Raw genomic sequence first — 15,436 nt, 5'->3', positions numbered from 1 at the left:
GTCGAGACCCAGGTCTCGACAAGCTCGACCACCGGTCTCGACGTGTAAGGAGGTGCCATGACCGGTCAGGACTGGATGGAGAAGGACTTCTACGCCGTGCTGGGCGTGTCCAAGGACGCCGACGACGCGGCCGTGAAGAAGGCCTACCGCAAGCTCGCGCGCCAGTACCACCCCGACCAGAACCAGGGGGACGCGGCGGCGGAGTCCAAGTTCAAGGAGATCGGTGAGGCCTACGCGGTGCTCTCCGACCCTGAGCAGCGCCGCCAGTACGACGCCGTGCGCGCCATGGCAGGCGGCGCCCGCTTCTCGGCGGGGGCCGGCGGCGCCGGTGCCGGCGGGTTCGAGGACATCATGGGCGCCATGTTCGGCGGCGCCCAGGGTGGCGGCCGGGGCGGGCCGCGCGTCCGCTACACCCAGGGCGGCAACGGCGGCGCGGGCTTCGAGGACATCCTCGGCTCGATGTTCGGCGGGGGTCGCACGGCCTACGGCTCGGGCACGACCGGGTACGCCGCACCGACCGCAGGGGCTGACGTCGTCGCCCAGGTGACGCTGCCGTTCCGGGCGGCGGTGGAGGGCACCACGGCCGAGCTCGAGGTCAACGGCCGCACCATCACCGCGCGCATCCCCGCGGGGATCAACGACGGCAAGAAGATCCGCCTGCGCGGCAAGGGCCGCCCGGGGGTCGCCGGCGGCCCGGCGGGCGACCTCGTGGTCACCGTGCACGTCACGCCGCACCCGGTGTGGACCCTGGACGGCGTGGACCTGCGCATGACCGTGCCCGTCACGTTCGCGGAGGCCGCGCTCGGCACCACGCTGGAGGTACCCACCCTGGACGGCGCCACGGTGCGGCTCAAGGTGCCGGCGGGGACGCCGTCGGGCCGGGCGCTGCGCGTCAAGGGCCGTGGCGTCCAGACGGCCAAGGCGACCGGCGACCTGCTCGTCACCGTGCAGGTGGCCGTGCCGCAGAAGCTCAGCAGAAAGGCCAAGCAGGCGCTCGAGACCTTCGCCGCCGAGAACGACGGCGAGGACGTGCGCGCGGGCCTGGCCGCGCGGGCGGCAGAATGACGCCGGTGCGGTGAGGCATATGCCCCACCGCACCGCATTCGGTAACCTGCCCGCACGCCAACGCACAAAAGAGACCTCGGAGGAGCACATGGTCGACGACGACACGCCCGTGCTCACCGTGTCCAAGGCCGCGGAGCTCGCGGGCATGCACCCGCAGACGCTGCGCCAGTACGACCGCCTCGGACTGGTGGTCCCCCGGCGCACCCGCGGCCGCGGCCGCCGCTACTCGCGCCGCGACGTCGCGCGCCTGCTCCAGGTGCAGCGCCTCGCCCAGGGCGAGGGCATCAATCTCGCCGGGATCAAACGCATCCTCGACCTGGAGGCGCACGTCTCCGTGCTCGAGGAACGCCTCGGTGACCTGCTCATGCGGGTCCAGGAGGAGGGGCGTGTCTTCGCCGCCGGGCCCGCCGCGGGCGACGTCGTGGTGGTCCAGCGCGGACAGCGGGTGCGGAGCGCCGCCATGCGCGTGGACCTGGAGCACCGCGCCGGCGGCGGGGGAGCCGTGGTGCTCTGGCGCCCGGCCCCGCGCCGCGAGGAGTAGCCACGCCCGTGGCCCCCCGCGCCATTTCAGCAATGCAATTCTTTCCTTAATCGTGAATGCCGCCGGAGTGTAGGTAAGGCATTCCTCAGCTCTGTGCGATCTGTCATTCAGGAATACGATCGACGCATTCCGCAGGAGTGACGCACGGAGCGAGGAGAGTTGCCATGAGCACACTGATGGAAATGCCCGAGGTCGTGGAGTGCTCGATCGACGGCTGCGGCTACAACCACGACCACGGCTGCCACGCCGGCGCCGTCACCATCGCGGGCCACGCGGGTGACGCCTCGTGCGCCACGTTCATCCCGCTCAGCACCAAGGGCGGCCTGGAGAAGGTCATCGCGCACGTGGGCGCCTGCCAGCGCGAGGAATGCACCCACAACGACAACCTGGAGTGCAACGCGGCGTCGATCCGCGTGGGCTCCGGCCCCGAGGACCCGGGCCACGCCGACTGCCTCACCTTCGAGCAGGCCTGAGCACGCGAGCCGGGGCGCGTCGTCGCGCCCCGGCTCGCTGCTGGATCGTGGTGTCGAAGTGCTCCGGCGCTCAGCGTGCCAGGTGGTCCAGCAGGAGCAGCGCGTCCGCGTGCGTCCCGGGCAGGCGCTCGACCCAGACCCGCGTGGGCCGGCGCACCTCCGTGGCCAGACCGAGCACCTCGGCGTTGCGCTCCACGACGCGGCGCAGCGACTGGCCGAGCTCCGCCGTCGTCGGGCCCCGCTCGCAGAGCACCACGAACGTGCCGTCGCCGACGGCGGCCATCGGGTGGCCCTCGCCGAACACCTGGTGCAGGGTGCGGCCGATCGCGGCGGAGCGGGCGAGCCGCTGCCACGTGTCGAGGCTGTCCAGGCCGACGTCGAGCACCAGCAGGCAGTGGGTCTCCCCGGCCGTGGCGCCGGTCCGCTGCGCGGTGCCGTAGGTCTCGCGCAGTCGCTCGCCCAGGTACTCACCCGTGGGCAGGCCGGTCGAGGGGTCGTGCGTGGCGATCTGGTACGGAACGCGCTCACGCTCCCCGACCCAGCCGATCGCGGCGGCCCGCAGGGCGCCGACGTCGGTGGGGCGCCCGAAGGCGGCGTAGAGGCAGGCGACGTCGTCCAGTGCCTCGGTGATCCCGGCTCCTACTCCGGCGCGCGCCGCACCGAGCCGTTCGGCGGGGGCGATTACGCCCCGGCCCTCGGCCAGTGCCTCTGCTAGCGCCTCAGCGGCGGGGTGCTCCCAGTCGTTCGGCCGGATCCAAACCGACGCCAGACTCGTAGCTCGCCACCGCTCGCGCAGGTCGTGCACACGCACCCGCGCCTCCTGCTGTGCCTCGCTCATGATGATGGGACCCTCACGGGGATACATCATGACGCACCTTCAGGGGCGGTGTACCGGACTTCACCCGGTCGTCACCCAGAAATGTGGAATTCCACCCCCTAAATCGTCCACTTGGCTCTATAGTCTTGGCTGAACGGCGACAGTCAACCGCACCGCGACCACCGCGAGAGTCTGGGTAGACGTGAGGCAAGTCGAGAGCAGCACCGGCGAAACGCCTAGCGACGCGGAACTGATCCTGCAGGTCAGGTCAGGTGACCGCGATGCTTTTGGCGTGCTCTACGAGCGCCACTCGGCGGCCGCTCGGGCCCTCGCCCGGCAGTACGTCCCGGCCGCGGACGCGGAGGACGTCGTGGCCGACGCCTTCAGCAAGCTGTTCGAGATGCTGCGCCGCGGGGTCGGTCCCGACGCCGGCTTCCGCCCCTACCTGTACACGATGGTCCGCCACCGGTCGTTCGACGTGTCGCGCGGTGCCGCGCGCACGCGCCCCAGCACCGACGACGAGATCGAGTCCGTGCTCGGCCGGGTGGCCTCCAAGGACGACCCCGCGCTCGAGGGCTTCGAGCGCAGCGTGATCGCCAAGGCCTACGTCGACCTGCCGGAGCGCTGGCGCGAGGTGCTCTGGTACGTACTCGTCGACGAGCTCAAGCCCGCCCAGGTCGCGCCGGTGCTGGGCCTGAGCCCGAACGGCGTGTCCGCCCTGCTCTACCGCGCCAAGGAGGCGCTGCGGGCGGGGTACCTGCAGCAGCACCTGAGCCACGCGCCGTCGGACACCTGCCGCACCGTCAACCCGCTGCTCGGCGGGTACGTGCGGGCGAGCCTGTCCAAGCGCGAGACCACGAAGATCGACGAGCACCTCTCGACCTGCGCCACCTGCAGCGCCCTGGTGCTCGAGCTGCACGACGTCGCGCACGGCATGAAGACCGTCATCGCCCCGCTGGTGCTCGGCGCCGGTGGCCTCGCGCTGGTCGGCGCGGGCGCCCCGATCGGTGGCCTGGTCATCGCGGGCGCGGCCAAGGCCGGTGCCGTCGCGGGCGGCGCGCAGACCGCCTCGACCGTGGGCGCGGCCTCGACCAGCTCGTTCTCCGGCGCGATGTCCACCGCCGTCTCCGGCACGGCGGGCGCAGTTGCGTCCGCCGCGGCCGCCGCCACGGGTGGGAGCGTGGCCGCCGGTGCGCTCGCCGTCGCCGCGGTCGGCCTGGTCGCGGCGCTGCAGATCACGGCGCCGCCCGAGGCGGAGACGTTCATCGACACCGTGATCGCCACGCACGACGGCCGGGAGCTGCCGGGCGGCGGCACGGAGGGCGTCCGGACCGACGACGACGGCGTGCGGCCCACCGACCTGGTGCCCAGCGCGGACACCGCCTACCTCACGGTGAGCTACGCCGACGCCGGCCAGCCGCTGGCCCCGCGCGAGTCCCAGAACCTGACGTTCACGGTCGAGAACACGGGCAAGGCCGCCGCCACGGGCGCGCAGATGAAGGTCACCCTGCCGGCCGGGCTCACCGCGACGAAGCCGGCCGGGTCCTTCGGCACGGGTGTCGGCAGCGGCCGCCTGATCTCCGCGACCGAGTCGACGACGGCGAGTGCGACGCCGACCCCGCAGGCCACGCCGACATCGGGCGGCACGCCCGAGACCAAGGCCGACGCCGACGCGTCGGTGGGCTCGCCCACCGGCGAGGTGCAGACCTCGCCGAGCGCCACGCCCAGCGGGTCAGCCACCGAGGGCGCTCAGCCCGCGGCCCCGGTCTCCTGCACGCCGACGGAGCAGACGAACGTGCTGCTCTGCCCGATCGGCGAGCTCGCGCCGGGCGCCGCGCGCACCGTGGTCACGGCCGTGCAGGCCAACGCCGGGGGCGACTACCCCGTGAGCGCCGAGGTCTGGGCCGACGGCCTCCAGGCGATGAGCGCGGACCTGCCGAGCCGCACCGTGGCCCCGTTCGGCCAGGAGCTGTCGGCGCAGACCACGGACGTCTCGCTCGCCAGCCCCGGTTCCGCCTCGCTGCCCATCTCCCTGGTCAGCACGGGCGACCGCCCGGTGACGGCCGGTGGCTGGGCGGTGGCCGTTTCGCTCCCCGCCGGCGTGCGGCCCGCGTCCGCGCAGTCCCAGCTCTCGTGCTCGGCCGGCGACATGCCGAACGCCTGGCTCTGCAAGCCGCTCGACGCCGCCTACGCGTCCTCCGTGTCGCTCGACCCGGGCGCGACCGTCGACGTGCCGCTGAACATCACCACCGCCACCGAGGCCGCGAAGTCGGCGCAGCCGGCCGAGCTCGGGGTGGTGAACGTCCGGCCGGTCCTCGACGGCGCCGCCCGCTCGTCCTCGGCGACGCTCGTCGCGACCTCGGCCTGGGCCAACGCCTCGGCGGGCGTGGGTACCGTCACCGCGTCCTGCTTCGCCGAGGGCGGCGTGGACAAGGCCGACGCCATGGTGACCGGCACCTACCGGAACACGACCGACCGCACGGTCCGGGTCACGCTGCAGGCGGCCGGGAACAGCGAGTCGAACGGCAAGGACGTCGCGCCGGGCGACTCCGTGGAGATCGCCGTGCACGACGGCATGCGCGTGCCGGCCGGCCAGGCCGTCTTCCTGCTGGCCACGTCGGTGGACGGCAACACGTACGAGACCCGCGTCGGCGCCGGTGACCACCGCGCGGCCGACTGCTACAAGCCCGCGTGGGACGTCGAGACGACCGCCGAGATCGCCAACGTGGGCGGCACGGTGGGCGTCCGGGCCACGGTCACCAACACGACGGACGAGTCGATGTTCGTCGTGATGTCGGTGCCCGTGGGCGACAGCTCGGTCACCTCGGTCAAGCGCCCGGTGGCGGCGGGCGGCACGGTGGACCTGTCGGTGGACACCAAGCGCTCGCACATGCCGGCGGGCGAGGCCACGTTCCACCTCACGCGCGAGGTGGCGGACGCCGACGGGGACCTGGCCGCCGACCCGATCGCCCCCGCCAGCAACCCGACCCAGAGCTTCGGGGCGGGGAGGATCGAGCCCGCCCTGGGCGACCGGACCCTGTCGGCGGGTGCCTGCGTGTTCGACGCCGAGAACGACCGCTCGGTGCAGACGTTCCAGGTCACCGCGGACAACACGGCCTCGACGCTGAACGTGCGGTTCCACGTCGGGGAGGTCACCCGCACCGTCGCTCCCGGAGTCACCGAGGTGATCGAGTTCCAGGTGCCCTGGGGCACCGACAGCCTGGACGTGGTCGCGGGCGCCCAGACGATCGCGCAGCTCGACGTCCGCTTCAAGTCCTGCGCCGAGGTCACCTGGCCGGCGAAGGACCAGCTCACCGTGACGACCGCGGCCGAGTGCGTCGGGCAGGACGTGCAGATCAAGGCGACGGTGGACAACCGGACCGGCCGGGACTGGACCGGGCTGCTGATCCACGACGGAACCGGTGAGCAGAGCCAGGAGCAGGCCGTCCCTGCCGGGGAGACGACGTTCGAGCTCACCCAGCAGCCGCTGTTCAGCCTCGACGGCAACGTCACGGTGCGGCTGACCCGCGTCGTGGAGGGCACGCCGTTCACCGTGGAGCAGTCGTTCGCCGTGCAGGGCAAGCAGTGCGTGCTGCCCGAGCAGCCGACCTGCGAGCCCGACCAGGGCGGGGAGGCCACGCCGGACGCCGAGCCGTCGGCGGGCACGGACCAGACGGCCGGCACGGACCAGACGAGCACCACCGAGCAGGCTGCCGAGACGGATCCGGCGGCCTACCGGAAGCTGGCCCCGTCCAACGCGCCCACGGCCAGCAACTGGCTGCGGTGGATGAAGCTCGACGGCCGGACCTGCGAGAGCCCGCCCTCGGCCTGACGCGCGGGCCGGGCACCAGGCCCGGCCCCGGACGTCAGACGATGCCGTACAGCCGGTCCCCGGCGTCGCCCAGGCCCGGCACGATGTAGGCCTTCTCGTTGAGGCGCTCGTCCACGGCCGCGACCACGACCGACAGGTTGGCGCGGTCGCCCACGTGCTCCTCCAGCAGGGCGATGCCCTCGGGGGCGGCCAGCAGGCAGACCGCGGTGACCTCGCGGGCGCCCCGCTCCAGCACGTAGTCGATCGCCGCGACCAGCGTGCCGCCCGTCGCCAGCATCGGGTCGATCAGGAACACGTGCCGGCCGGTCAGGTCGTCGGGCAGGCGGTTGGCGTACGTGACGGCCTTGAACGTCTCCTCGTCGCGCACGAGGCCGAGGAACCCGACCTCCGCCGTCGGCAGCAGGCGGCTCATGCCGTCCAGCATGCCCAGGCCGGCGCGCAGGATCGGCACCACGAGCGGCGGCGGTGACGCGAGACGGGTGCCGGTCATGGTGGTGATCGGCGTCTTCACCTCGTGCGGCTCGGTGGCGATCTCGCGGGTGGCCTCGTAGGCCAGGAGCGTGACCAGCTCGTCCACCAGCAGGCGGAAGGTGGGCGAGTCCGTGGTCTCGTCCCGCAGGACGGTCAGCTTGTGGGCCACCAGGGGGTGATCGACGACGTGAAGGCGCATGGGGGCAACGCTACCGGGCGGCCGTGCGCCCCGACGGTGCGGAGGCCCGGAAAGTCGCCAGTCCCACACTCCGCCGCGTTGTCAGATCCACAGGTCACTAGGGTGACCTGTGTGTCTGACACCGCAAGCCTGAGCGCCGCCGAGCGCCGCGCCCACTGGGAGCGGTGGATGGGCGTCGCGCTCGACGAGGCCCGCCACGCCCTCGACACCGGCGACGTGCCGGTCGGTGCCCTGGTGCTCGACGACGCGGGCCAGGTGATCGGCGTCGGGCACAACGAGCGGGAGGCGACCGGGGACCCGACCGCGCACGCCGAGGTGCTCGCGATGCGGGCCGCGGCAGCGGCCCGCGGCGAGTGGCGACTGACCGGCTGCACCCTCGTGGTGACCCTGGAACCCTGTCCCATGTGCGCGGGGGCCCTGGTGCAGTCCCGGGTGCGGCGGCTGGTCCTGGGCGCGTGGGACCCCAAGGCGGGGGCCACCGGATCGGTCTGGGACCTGGTGCGCGACCAGCGCGCGCTGCACGAGGTCGAGGTCCTCGGCGGGTTTCGCGAGGACGAGTGCGGCGCGCTGCTCCGCGCGTTCTTCGAGGCCCGGCGCGGCTGAGCGCCCGGGTCAGACCTGCGGCAGGGCCGCGTGCAGCTGGTCGAGCAGCGTGCGCAGCCGGAGCAGGTAGAGCCGCTCGTTGGCCAGGCTGGACATGTTCGCGACGGCGTCCGGCCGGTCCTGGTACTTGACGATCATGAGCTCGAACTCGGTGAGGTCCCGGCGCCAGTTGTACCCCTGGACCCGCTCCCGCCAGCGGTGCAGCTTCTCGACGAGCGCGCTGTCCGGCGCCCGGCTGAGCACGCCGGACGCGAGCGCGACGTCGACCGCCGAGAGCGCGAGCCGGGGGCTCACCGAGAGGGCCCGGTCGCCGCCGGTCCGCAGCCCGGCAAGCCGGCGCTCCACGATCACGCGATTCTGCCGCAGCTCGAAGATCACCGAGGCGACCAGCTCCGAGCGGCGCTCCGTCTCGGCGTTCTGCCGCTCCACGACGAGGCCGGTGACGCCCGCCAGCAGGGTCAGCGAGTTGACCCACGGCTCCCACTCGGGGCCGATGCCGAGGATCCACAGGATGCCCAGCACGAACGCGACCGCCAGCAGGGTGTAGGTCACGGCGGCGACCGTCACGCGCCGTCGTCGGGCCCAGCGCCGGTCCGACCATGCCCCCGCGACCCGCCGCCGCGCGAGGCGCACTCGCGCCCGGACCGCTTGTGCCGCCCGGGTCACTTCCATACGTCGAACGCGGGCAGGCTCGTCGGCGCGTTCTCGTCGGGCGCCAGGAGGCGCAGCTCGAGCCCGAACGGGTTCTGCCGCCGCGTGTACCGGAAGCGTTCCCGCTGCACGTGGGTGGTCCGCAGGCCGGCATCGGTGACCAGCTTGTCGATCCGCTCGGTCGTGTACTTGCGCGTCGTGTACAGGCGGATCGTGTCCAGCGGCTTGAGGTGCACGGGCCGGCTGCCGGGGATGGCCATGCGGAGCGTCTCGCTGCCGACGTTCTGCCAGAACACCTTCAGCAGGATGCTCTCGTCGTCGACCGCCCCGGTGAACCGGACCTGCTCCAGGTCGATCTTGAGGTCGGTGTTGTAGCGGACGGCGCTCGCCACGAACTCCACGAACCCGCGGGTCTGACGGTACTCGGCCTCGGCGGCGTGGACGGCGTCCGCGGCCAGGCTCTCCGTGGTGGCGAACTCGACGAGCATCCGGTCCTGCGGGCGCAGCACCCTGGCGATGCCGTCGAGGAACTCCGAGTCGTCGTCGAAGTTGGCGACCGTGTTGCCCACGAGCGAGAAGAGGATCGCCTCGTCACCGACCAGACGGTCGAGGAACTGCTTGAGCTCCTCCAGGTTGCCGTCCAGCGACAGGTCGATCTGCAGGCCCAGTGACCGGTCCAGCGGGAAGTGCGCGTCGCGGACGGCGGTGCGCGACCCGGTCCGGAGCATCTCGGCGCTCATGTCGACGGGCACGTAGAGCATCTGTGGGTTGGCCTGGTGCATCGTCTCCAGGAACATGCCGTCCTTGGCCCCGGTGCCGACGCCGAGGCTCACCAGGTGCACACACTCGTCCGTGACCAGCGGCGAGATGCTGCGCCACTGCCGGCGGAACATCTCGGTGCCGACCTTGATCACCATGTACGTCGGGTCGTTGGAGGCGTTGAACCAGGCGATCGTCGGGCCGATGCCCCAGTAGGCGTACCCGGACGGGACGCGCTTGCCGTCGCCGGACGTCGAGTGGCCGTCGTCGAGGTACTGGGCCAGGGTCGCGAGCTTGTCCGACTGGTCCTCGCCGACCAGGGTCACGGACCAGGCGAAGTCGTCGCCCGCGAGGGTGCTGTCGATCCTTGAAATCGCTGAGTCGCCCACGCGGTCCCCTCATGCTCCGGTGCAAAGAGACCCCAGGCTAGCGGCCCGCACGGCCGTGCGAAATGAAACACACCTCGGGTGCGGCGGGCCGCCGTCGGCATACCCTCGTAAGCGTGTTCCCTCAAGCTCGCCCCACCACGTGGGAGCCCCAGCGCGTCGAGGTCGCCCGCACCACCGTGGACGACGCCGTGGACGTGCTCTCGGGCCTCCGGTTCACCGCACTGACGGGCGCCGGGATCTCTACCGACTCCGGCATCCCCGACTACCGCGGCCCCGACTCCCCGCCGCGCAACCCGATGACGTACCAGCAGTTCGTGGGCGACGAGGAGTTCCGCCGGCACTACTGGGCGCGCAACCACGTGGGCTGGCAGCACGTGGACCGCACCGCGCCGAACGCCGGGCACCGCGCGCTCGTCGAGCTCGAGGAGCGCGCGCTGCTGACCGGGATCATCACGCAGAACGTGGACCTGCTGCACGAGGACGCGGGCTCCCGCAACGTCATCGACCTGCACGGACGCTACGACCGCGTGATCTGCCTGACCTGCGGCCGGGTGATCTCCCGGACCCACCTCGCCGAGCGGCTCACCGAGCTCAACCCCGGCTTCCTGGAGTCCGTGGGCGACGTCGCGGACATCGAGATCGCGCCCGACGCCGACGCCGTCATCGAGTCGACCGCGCACTTCAGGCCGGCGCCCTGCGAGTTCTGCGGGGGCGTGCTCAAGCCGGAGATCGTCTACTTCGGCGAGAACGTGCCGCGCGAGCGGGTGGAGCGGGCGTTCGCGCTGGTCGACTCCGCCGACGCGATGCTCGTCGCCGGCTCGTCCCTGACGGTGATGAGCGGGCTCCGGTTCGTGCGGCACGCGGCGGAGGCGGGCAAGCCGGTCGTGATCGTCAACCGCGGCATCACCCGCGGCGACAAGTACGCGACCGTCAAGATCGACTCGGGCACGAGCGACGTCCTGACCGAGCTGGTCCGCCGCCTCCCGCCCCCGGCCGAGCGCTAGCGGGTGGTGAGGTCCGTGATGCCGTCGTGGCCCGTGGGGGAGAGCGTCAGCACGCGGTTGCCCGGGTGCAGCCGCGAGTCCCCGCGGTAGAGCTCGGCGAGCTGGTCGGCCGCCTCACCGTCCCCGGCGTCGGCGGCCACGAGCAGGTAGGCGAGCTCGTCGGCGACGGCGTCGAACTCGGCGTCGGACATGTCCACGCCCGCCAGCCCCGCGTCCCGGACCCAGGTCGCCGCCTGGCCGCCCGCGGCCTCCTGGACGGAGGACGTGCCGAGCTGCGGTCCCCAGAAGTCCCAGAGCAGCAGCTCGTCGCGGTGCCGGTGCGCCACCTCGTACAGCACGTAGAAGCGCACGAAGTTCTTGCCGTGCAGGTACGGCACCTCCGTCGTCACGCCGTACGTCGCGGGGTCCACGGTCCCGGCGCGGATCGCCAGCCACGCCTCCGCCGCCGTCACGAACGGCGACTCCGGCCCGGTGGGCATGTCGTGCACGTCGAAGTCGAAGTCCTTCTGGTCGAGCTCGGAGTCGAACCGCACCCAGCGCTTCCCGTCCCAGCGTTCGCCCACCACGTGGTCGGCGTTCCAGTCCGGCACGAAGTAGCTGGCGAAGCCGATCCGGGACCGCGCCGGCACGTCGTGGGTACGCAGCACCCCGAGCGTCAGCAGCGTGTGGTCGCGGCAGCAGCCCGCGACCTGCTGCGCCTGCGTGCGCGGCCCGTCCAGCGGCGCGCGCAGCTCCGCGGCGTCCAGGATCGAGGCGAGCCAGCGCCGGTCGGGGTCGCTCTTCTGCTCGTCGGTCAGCGTCGGGCCATCGGCCCGGTAGTGCACGACGGCGGTGCAGGCGAACCGGTGCAGCTCCTCCGGATCGGTGCTCAGCTCGGTGAGGTATCCGGTGTGGTTTCCGGGGTTCGAGTACGGACTGTGGTCCGCGTAGTCGAAGAGTGTGGGCGCGGGCATCGGTGTCCTCCCTCGGCGGTGTCCGGAACACTACCCCGCACCCCCGGCGAAATCCCACCCCCTTTCTGGGGATTCCGCCGGGTGAGGTGCGTCAGCGCCCCGTGGTGGCCGGGGACTCGCCCGCCGTCGCGGTCGTGAGGTCCTCGCCGTCGGCCTGGACCGTGTACGTCTCGCCGCTCGTCACGTCCGGGGCGGCCAGGACGACCGACTGCGTGTCCTTGGTCAGCGTCACCTCGGCCACCGTCGTGCCCGATGCGTCGACCACGGTCAGCTCCGTGCCCGCGGCCAGGGTGTCGAAGGTCGCCGCGACCCAGCCCTCCGAGCCGTCGCCCGGCGTCTGCAGCATGCTCGACGTGCCGACGGCGAGCAGCGTGCCGCCGTCCACCGTGAGCGCGCCGGCGCTGTCGAGGGTGCCGTTGCCGCCGTCGGACGGGCCGAAGACAGTCACGTCGCCGCCCGAGACCGTCAGCGTGCCGTTCGAGTCGAGGCCGTCGCCGCCGGCGTCGACCGTCACGTCGCCGCCCGTGATCACCAGCGAGAAGTCCCCGGCCGCCTCGCCCGGCATGCCGCCGCCCCCGCCGCCCTGCGGCGGCTCGCCCTCCGGCATGGTGCCCGACGCCGGCGGCTCGCCTCCCTCGGGCATCTCGCCGTCGGCAGGAGGCTCGGGGGCGGCGTCCGCGGCCTGGTCGGACGTCGCGGTGTCGTCGGCCGTCGCGGTCTCGCCCGTAGTGGTCTCCGTCGTCGTGCTCGTGCCGCCGGCGGCGTTGAAGCCGTCGTCGGACGAGGTGACGTCCACTGTGCCGCTCGCGACCAGGATGTGCGCGCCCTCGATGCCCTCGACCGACTCGGTGACGGTGACCGTGGCGCCGTCGATCACGAGGTCGCTCTCTGCGTGCACGCCGTCGTCCCCGGCCGCGACGGTCACGGCGCCGCCCAGCAGGGCCGCGTAGCCGACGGTCTCGCCGTCGTCGTTCGTGCCGTCCTCGTTGTCGGCCTTCAGGCCGTCGTCCGCGGCGTCCACGTCGAGGGTGCCGTCGGTGACGACCAGGAAGTCCTTGCCGCGGACGCCGTCGTCCACCGCGGTGACGGTGATGTCGCCGCCCGCGATCACGAGGCCGTCCTTGGAGGCGATGCCGTCGTTCGAGCGGCCGGTGACCGCCAGCGACCCGGTGCCCGAGACGACCATCGAGTCGGCCGAGAAGAGGGCGGCGTTGGGGGCGTCGTCGCTGGTGTCGGTGTAGGTCTCGGCGTCGGTCAGGCTGTTGGACGATCCGTCCGCGAGCACCACGGAGACGTCGTCGGCCTGCGTGACGGCGATCGCGGAGCCGGTCGAGCTGGTGATGTCGGCGCCGTCGAGCACGAGCCGCACCAGGCCGTCCGCCTCGGACGTCACCACGATCTGGCCGTCGTCGAGCGTGCCGCTGATCCGGTAGGTGCCCGGCGCGGAGATGGTCACGGTGGAGCCGTCGGCGGTGGCGCCGTCGCCCGAGACGGTGGCGCTGTCGCCGTCCAGCGAGACCTCGGTCTCGTCGGCGGTGTCCCAGGTCTCGTCGGCGAGGGCCGCGAGCTCGGTGTAGTCCTCGTTGTCGGCCAGCGCGTCGTCGACCGTGGTCGCGACCTCGGAGATGGTCGTCGTGCTTGTCGTGCCGGTGCCGCTCGTGGAGTCGGCGGCGGCCGTGCTGCACCCGGCGAGAGCGCCGAGCACCAGGGCGCCGGAGATCGCGGCGGTCAGGAAGGGGCGGGGTCGGCGGATCGTCATGCGGAGGTCCTCTCGCTGGTCAGGCTGTGGGTATCGGGGGTGGGCAGGCTCCCGGTGAGCCGACGGCGGACGAGGCGCCGCCAGGGCATGTCCGGCAGGTCGGGGCGCAGCACGGCGAGCCCGGTGGCGTACTTGGAGATGCGGTCGGGGCGGTGGCCGGCGCGCCAGAGCAGGCGGTCGACGGACGACGGCCCCGAGCCGGCGGCGGTCTTGGTCTCGACCACCACGAGGTCGCCGATCGCGGCCGTGCGGCTTCCGGCGGGCGTGTCGGGCGCGCCGGGCGCGGCGTCGCAGGGGCCCAGCAGGTCCCAGACGAGGCCGGTGTCGAGGGTCACGCGGGCGTCGTCGAGCAGCAGGGTGGTGCGGTCGTACCGCGACCGGAGGGTCGGGGTGAGCACCGGCGCCGACGGCGCCCCGGCGTCGGCCAGCCGGTCCGAGACGAAGGCGCGGGCGACGCCGAGGTGGTCGGCGTCGTCGTGCGGCTGCCGCTCCTTGACCGTGGTGCCGCGACCCGCGCGGGTCTTCACCTCGACGAAGCACGACCCGGTGTCGACGTAGGTCCGCGTGCGGACCTTGAACCGCCGACGGCGGCGCGTCGCCGCCAGGCGGTACGCGTCCAGGCCCGGGGTGTCGAAGTAGGTGGAGTCGTAGGCGAACGAGCGGGACCCGTCGATCTCCAGGACCCGGGCCGGGGGCAGTTCCGCGAGCAGGCGGTCCAGCTCGTCCGGGGTCAGCACGTACTTGCGGTCGCGGCGGGTCTGGAGGGCGGCGACGTCGTTCAGCTCGTCGAGCGTCACGGGGGCGAGGCCGGCGATCATCGGGCCGCCGCCAGCTCCGGGCGGCCGCCGGTGACCGTTCCGTCGTGCAGGGTGGTGGGGGCGCCGGTGCCGTCGTCGACGACGATCGGCAGGCGGCGCGCCTCCGAGTAGCGGACGTCCACCCAGGTGGAGTCGTTCACGAGGTCCAGGCGCTGCACCGACAGGGCGTGCACGCGGGCCCCCAGGAGCTGCTCCAGGTAGGCGATCAGTTCCGTCTGGTCGGGGATCGCGCGGTCGAGCACGACGAGCTCGCTGTGGTGCCGTGCGAACAGGCGGGGGTGGTCGGCCAGGGCCATGACCAGGAGGATCAGGCCGCTGCCCGCGAGGCCGAGCAAGCCGGCGCTCGTCCCCAGCCCGCCCAGCAGGCCGAGCGCGAGCGACGCGAAGTAGTAGGCGACCTCGTGCTGCGACAGTTCCGTGGAGCGCAGCCGGATGATCGACAGCACACCGAACAGGCCGAGCCCTAGGCCGGCGGCGACGGCGCTCGCGGACAGCGTCGCGGAGACCGCGAGCACGCCGACGTTGACGCCGAGGAAGGCGACGACGAGGTCGCGCCGGCGGTGCCGCGGGAAGTACAGCGCGAAGGTCAGGATGGTGACGGCGACGAGGTCGACCGCGTAGAGCATGAGCTGGTTCATCGGGTCTCCGAGGTTTGCGAGGTGATGAACACCAGGCAAACGCACGGGTCCAGCCGCTCCCTGTGACACGGCTGGAACCCGCCTGTGGCTCTCTGTGCGGTTGCTGGGAGCGGGGTCGGAGCAGGGTTTCTGGGTGGGTCCGGCGGGGGGCCGGGGGCCCGGATCGCCTCGTCGGAGAACCGATTCGTGGAACCGGGCTCCGACCGGGTATCCTCCTACGGTCTGCTGCTGATGCGGCGGGCGAAGGTAGCGTGTCCGAGCGGCCTAAGGAGCACGCCTCGAAAGCGTGTGTGGGTGAAAGTCCACCGTGGGTTCAAATCCCACCGCTACCGCACCCAGAGTGACGAACGAGCCCCTGACCCATGTGGTCAGGGGCTCGTTCGTTGTTGTGCGTTGTGCGCAGCCAGGTCGGCAGTTCGTAGTTCGGGTCGGCAGTTTGCATCGAGGTCGGCACAGGCCTGTGC

The 15,436-nt window shown here is 72.6% G+C and carries 14 protein-coding genes and 1 tRNA gene; 7 read left to right on the top strand and 8 right to left on the bottom strand.

The window, feature by feature from the left end:
* The first annotated feature begins 57 nt into the window (after positions 1–57).
* The 3 genes from ACFU5G_RS23385 (at position 58) to ACFU5G_RS23375 (ending at position 2,079) form a co-directional block, all read left to right on the top strand.
* Entirely contained in the window at positions 58–1,065 is a 1,008-nt protein-coding gene (locus tag ACFU5G_RS23385; protein WP_377250169.1) for a DnaJ C-terminal domain-containing protein, read from the top strand.
* A gap of 88 nt (positions 1,066–1,153) precedes the next feature.
* Entirely contained in the window at positions 1,154–1,606 is a 453-nt protein-coding gene (locus ACFU5G_RS23380) for a heat shock protein transcriptional repressor HspR (protein WP_020017794.1), read from the top strand.
* A 164-nt stretch (positions 1,607–1,770) separates the two neighbouring features.
* The gene (locus ACFU5G_RS23375; protein WP_377250167.1) at positions 1,771–2,079 is read left to right on the top strand and encodes a DUF1540 domain-containing protein; all 309 of its coding nucleotides are present in this window, start codon (positions 1,771–1,773) and stop codon (positions 2,077–2,079) included.
* A 70-nt stretch (positions 2,080–2,149) separates the two neighbouring features.
* Here ACFU5G_RS23375 and ACFU5G_RS23370 read toward each other — a convergent pair whose 3' ends face one another.
* Positions 2,150–2,917 (bottom strand): hypothetical protein, encoded by a 768-nt coding sequence (locus tag ACFU5G_RS23370; RefSeq protein WP_377250165.1) that lies wholly within the window; start codon positions 2,915–2,917, stop codon positions 2,150–2,152.
* A 271-nt stretch (positions 2,918–3,188) separates the two neighbouring features.
* On the opposite strand from ACFU5G_RS23370, the gene ACFU5G_RS23365 reads away from it, so the two are divergent.
* A complete protein-coding gene (locus ACFU5G_RS23365; protein WP_377250162.1) occupies positions 3,189–6,728 on the top strand; it encodes a sigma-70 family RNA polymerase sigma factor in 3,540 nt (1,179 codons plus the stop codon).
* A gap of 34 nt (positions 6,729–6,762) precedes the next feature.
* Here ACFU5G_RS23365 and upp read toward each other — a convergent pair whose 3' ends face one another.
* Positions 6,763–7,398, bottom strand: a complete 636-nt coding sequence (upp, locus tag ACFU5G_RS23360) for a uracil phosphoribosyltransferase (protein WP_026366119.1) — start codon at positions 7,396–7,398, stop codon at positions 6,763–6,765.
* A 168-nt stretch (positions 7,399–7,566) separates the two neighbouring features.
* On the opposite strand from upp, the gene ACFU5G_RS23355 reads away from it, so the two are divergent.
* A complete protein-coding gene (locus ACFU5G_RS23355; RefSeq protein ID WP_377250171.1) occupies positions 7,567–8,001 on the top strand; it encodes a nucleoside deaminase in 435 nt (144 codons plus the stop codon).
* A gap of 9 nt (positions 8,002–8,010) precedes the next feature.
* On the opposite strand, the gene ACFU5G_RS23350 is transcribed toward ACFU5G_RS23355, so the two are convergent.
* Positions 8,011–8,553, bottom strand: coding sequence for a hypothetical protein (locus tag ACFU5G_RS23350; RefSeq protein WP_377250160.1), 543 nt, complete (start codon positions 8,551–8,553; stop codon positions 8,011–8,013).
* 110 nt (positions 8,554–8,663) lie between these two features.
* Positions 8,664–9,800 (bottom strand): L-histidine N(alpha)-methyltransferase, encoded by a 1,137-nt coding sequence (locus ACFU5G_RS23345; protein WP_377250158.1) that lies wholly within the window; start codon positions 9,798–9,800, stop codon positions 8,664–8,666.
* 62 nt (positions 9,801–9,862) lie between these two features.
* Between ACFU5G_RS23345 and ACFU5G_RS23340 the strand changes: the two genes are divergently transcribed.
* The gene (locus ACFU5G_RS23340) at positions 9,863–10,804 is read left to right on the top strand and encodes a Sir2 family NAD-dependent protein deacetylase (RefSeq protein WP_377250156.1); all 942 of its coding nucleotides are present in this window, start codon (positions 9,863–9,865) and stop codon (positions 10,802–10,804) included.
* Here ACFU5G_RS23340 and ACFU5G_RS23335 read toward each other — a convergent pair.
* From ACFU5G_RS23335 to ACFU5G_RS23320, 4 genes are all read right to left on the bottom strand, one after another.
* On the bottom strand, positions 10,801–11,757 hold the full coding sequence (locus ACFU5G_RS23335) for a transglutaminase domain-containing protein (RefSeq protein ID WP_377250154.1): 957 nt from the start codon (positions 11,755–11,757) through the stop codon (positions 10,801–10,803). The genes ACFU5G_RS23340 and ACFU5G_RS23335 overlap by 4 nt on opposite strands.
* Before the next feature lie 91 nt (positions 11,758–11,848).
* Positions 11,849–13,516, bottom strand: a complete 1,668-nt coding sequence (locus ACFU5G_RS23330) for a carbohydrate-binding domain-containing protein (RefSeq protein WP_377250152.1) — start codon at positions 13,514–13,516, stop codon at positions 11,849–11,851.
* Complete coding sequence (locus tag ACFU5G_RS23325; RefSeq protein ID WP_377250150.1) at positions 13,513–14,334, bottom strand: polyphosphate polymerase domain-containing protein; 822 nt, start codon at positions 14,332–14,334, stop codon at positions 13,513–13,515. Before ACFU5G_RS23325 ends, ACFU5G_RS23330 begins: the two co-directional genes overlap by 4 nt.
* The gene (locus ACFU5G_RS23320; RefSeq protein ID WP_377250148.1) at positions 14,331–14,972 is read right to left on the bottom strand and encodes a DUF4956 domain-containing protein; all 642 of its coding nucleotides are present in this window, start codon (positions 14,970–14,972) and stop codon (positions 14,331–14,333) included. The genes ACFU5G_RS23325 and ACFU5G_RS23320 overlap by 4 nt, the downstream gene beginning before the upstream one ends.
* Before the next feature lie 245 nt (positions 14,973–15,217).
* Between ACFU5G_RS23320 and ACFU5G_RS23315 the strand changes: the two genes are divergently transcribed.
* Positions 15,218–15,304, top strand: a tRNA-Ser gene (locus ACFU5G_RS23315).
* Positions 15,305–15,436: the final 132 nt, after the last annotated feature.

It is taken from the genome of Promicromonospora sp. NPDC057488 (assembly GCF_042802395.1).
In the GTDB taxonomy this organism is placed as follows: domain Bacteria; phylum Actinomycetota; class Actinomycetes; order Actinomycetales; family Cellulomonadaceae; genus Promicromonospora.
This window is presented reverse-complemented; position numbering and strand designations above follow the sequence as displayed.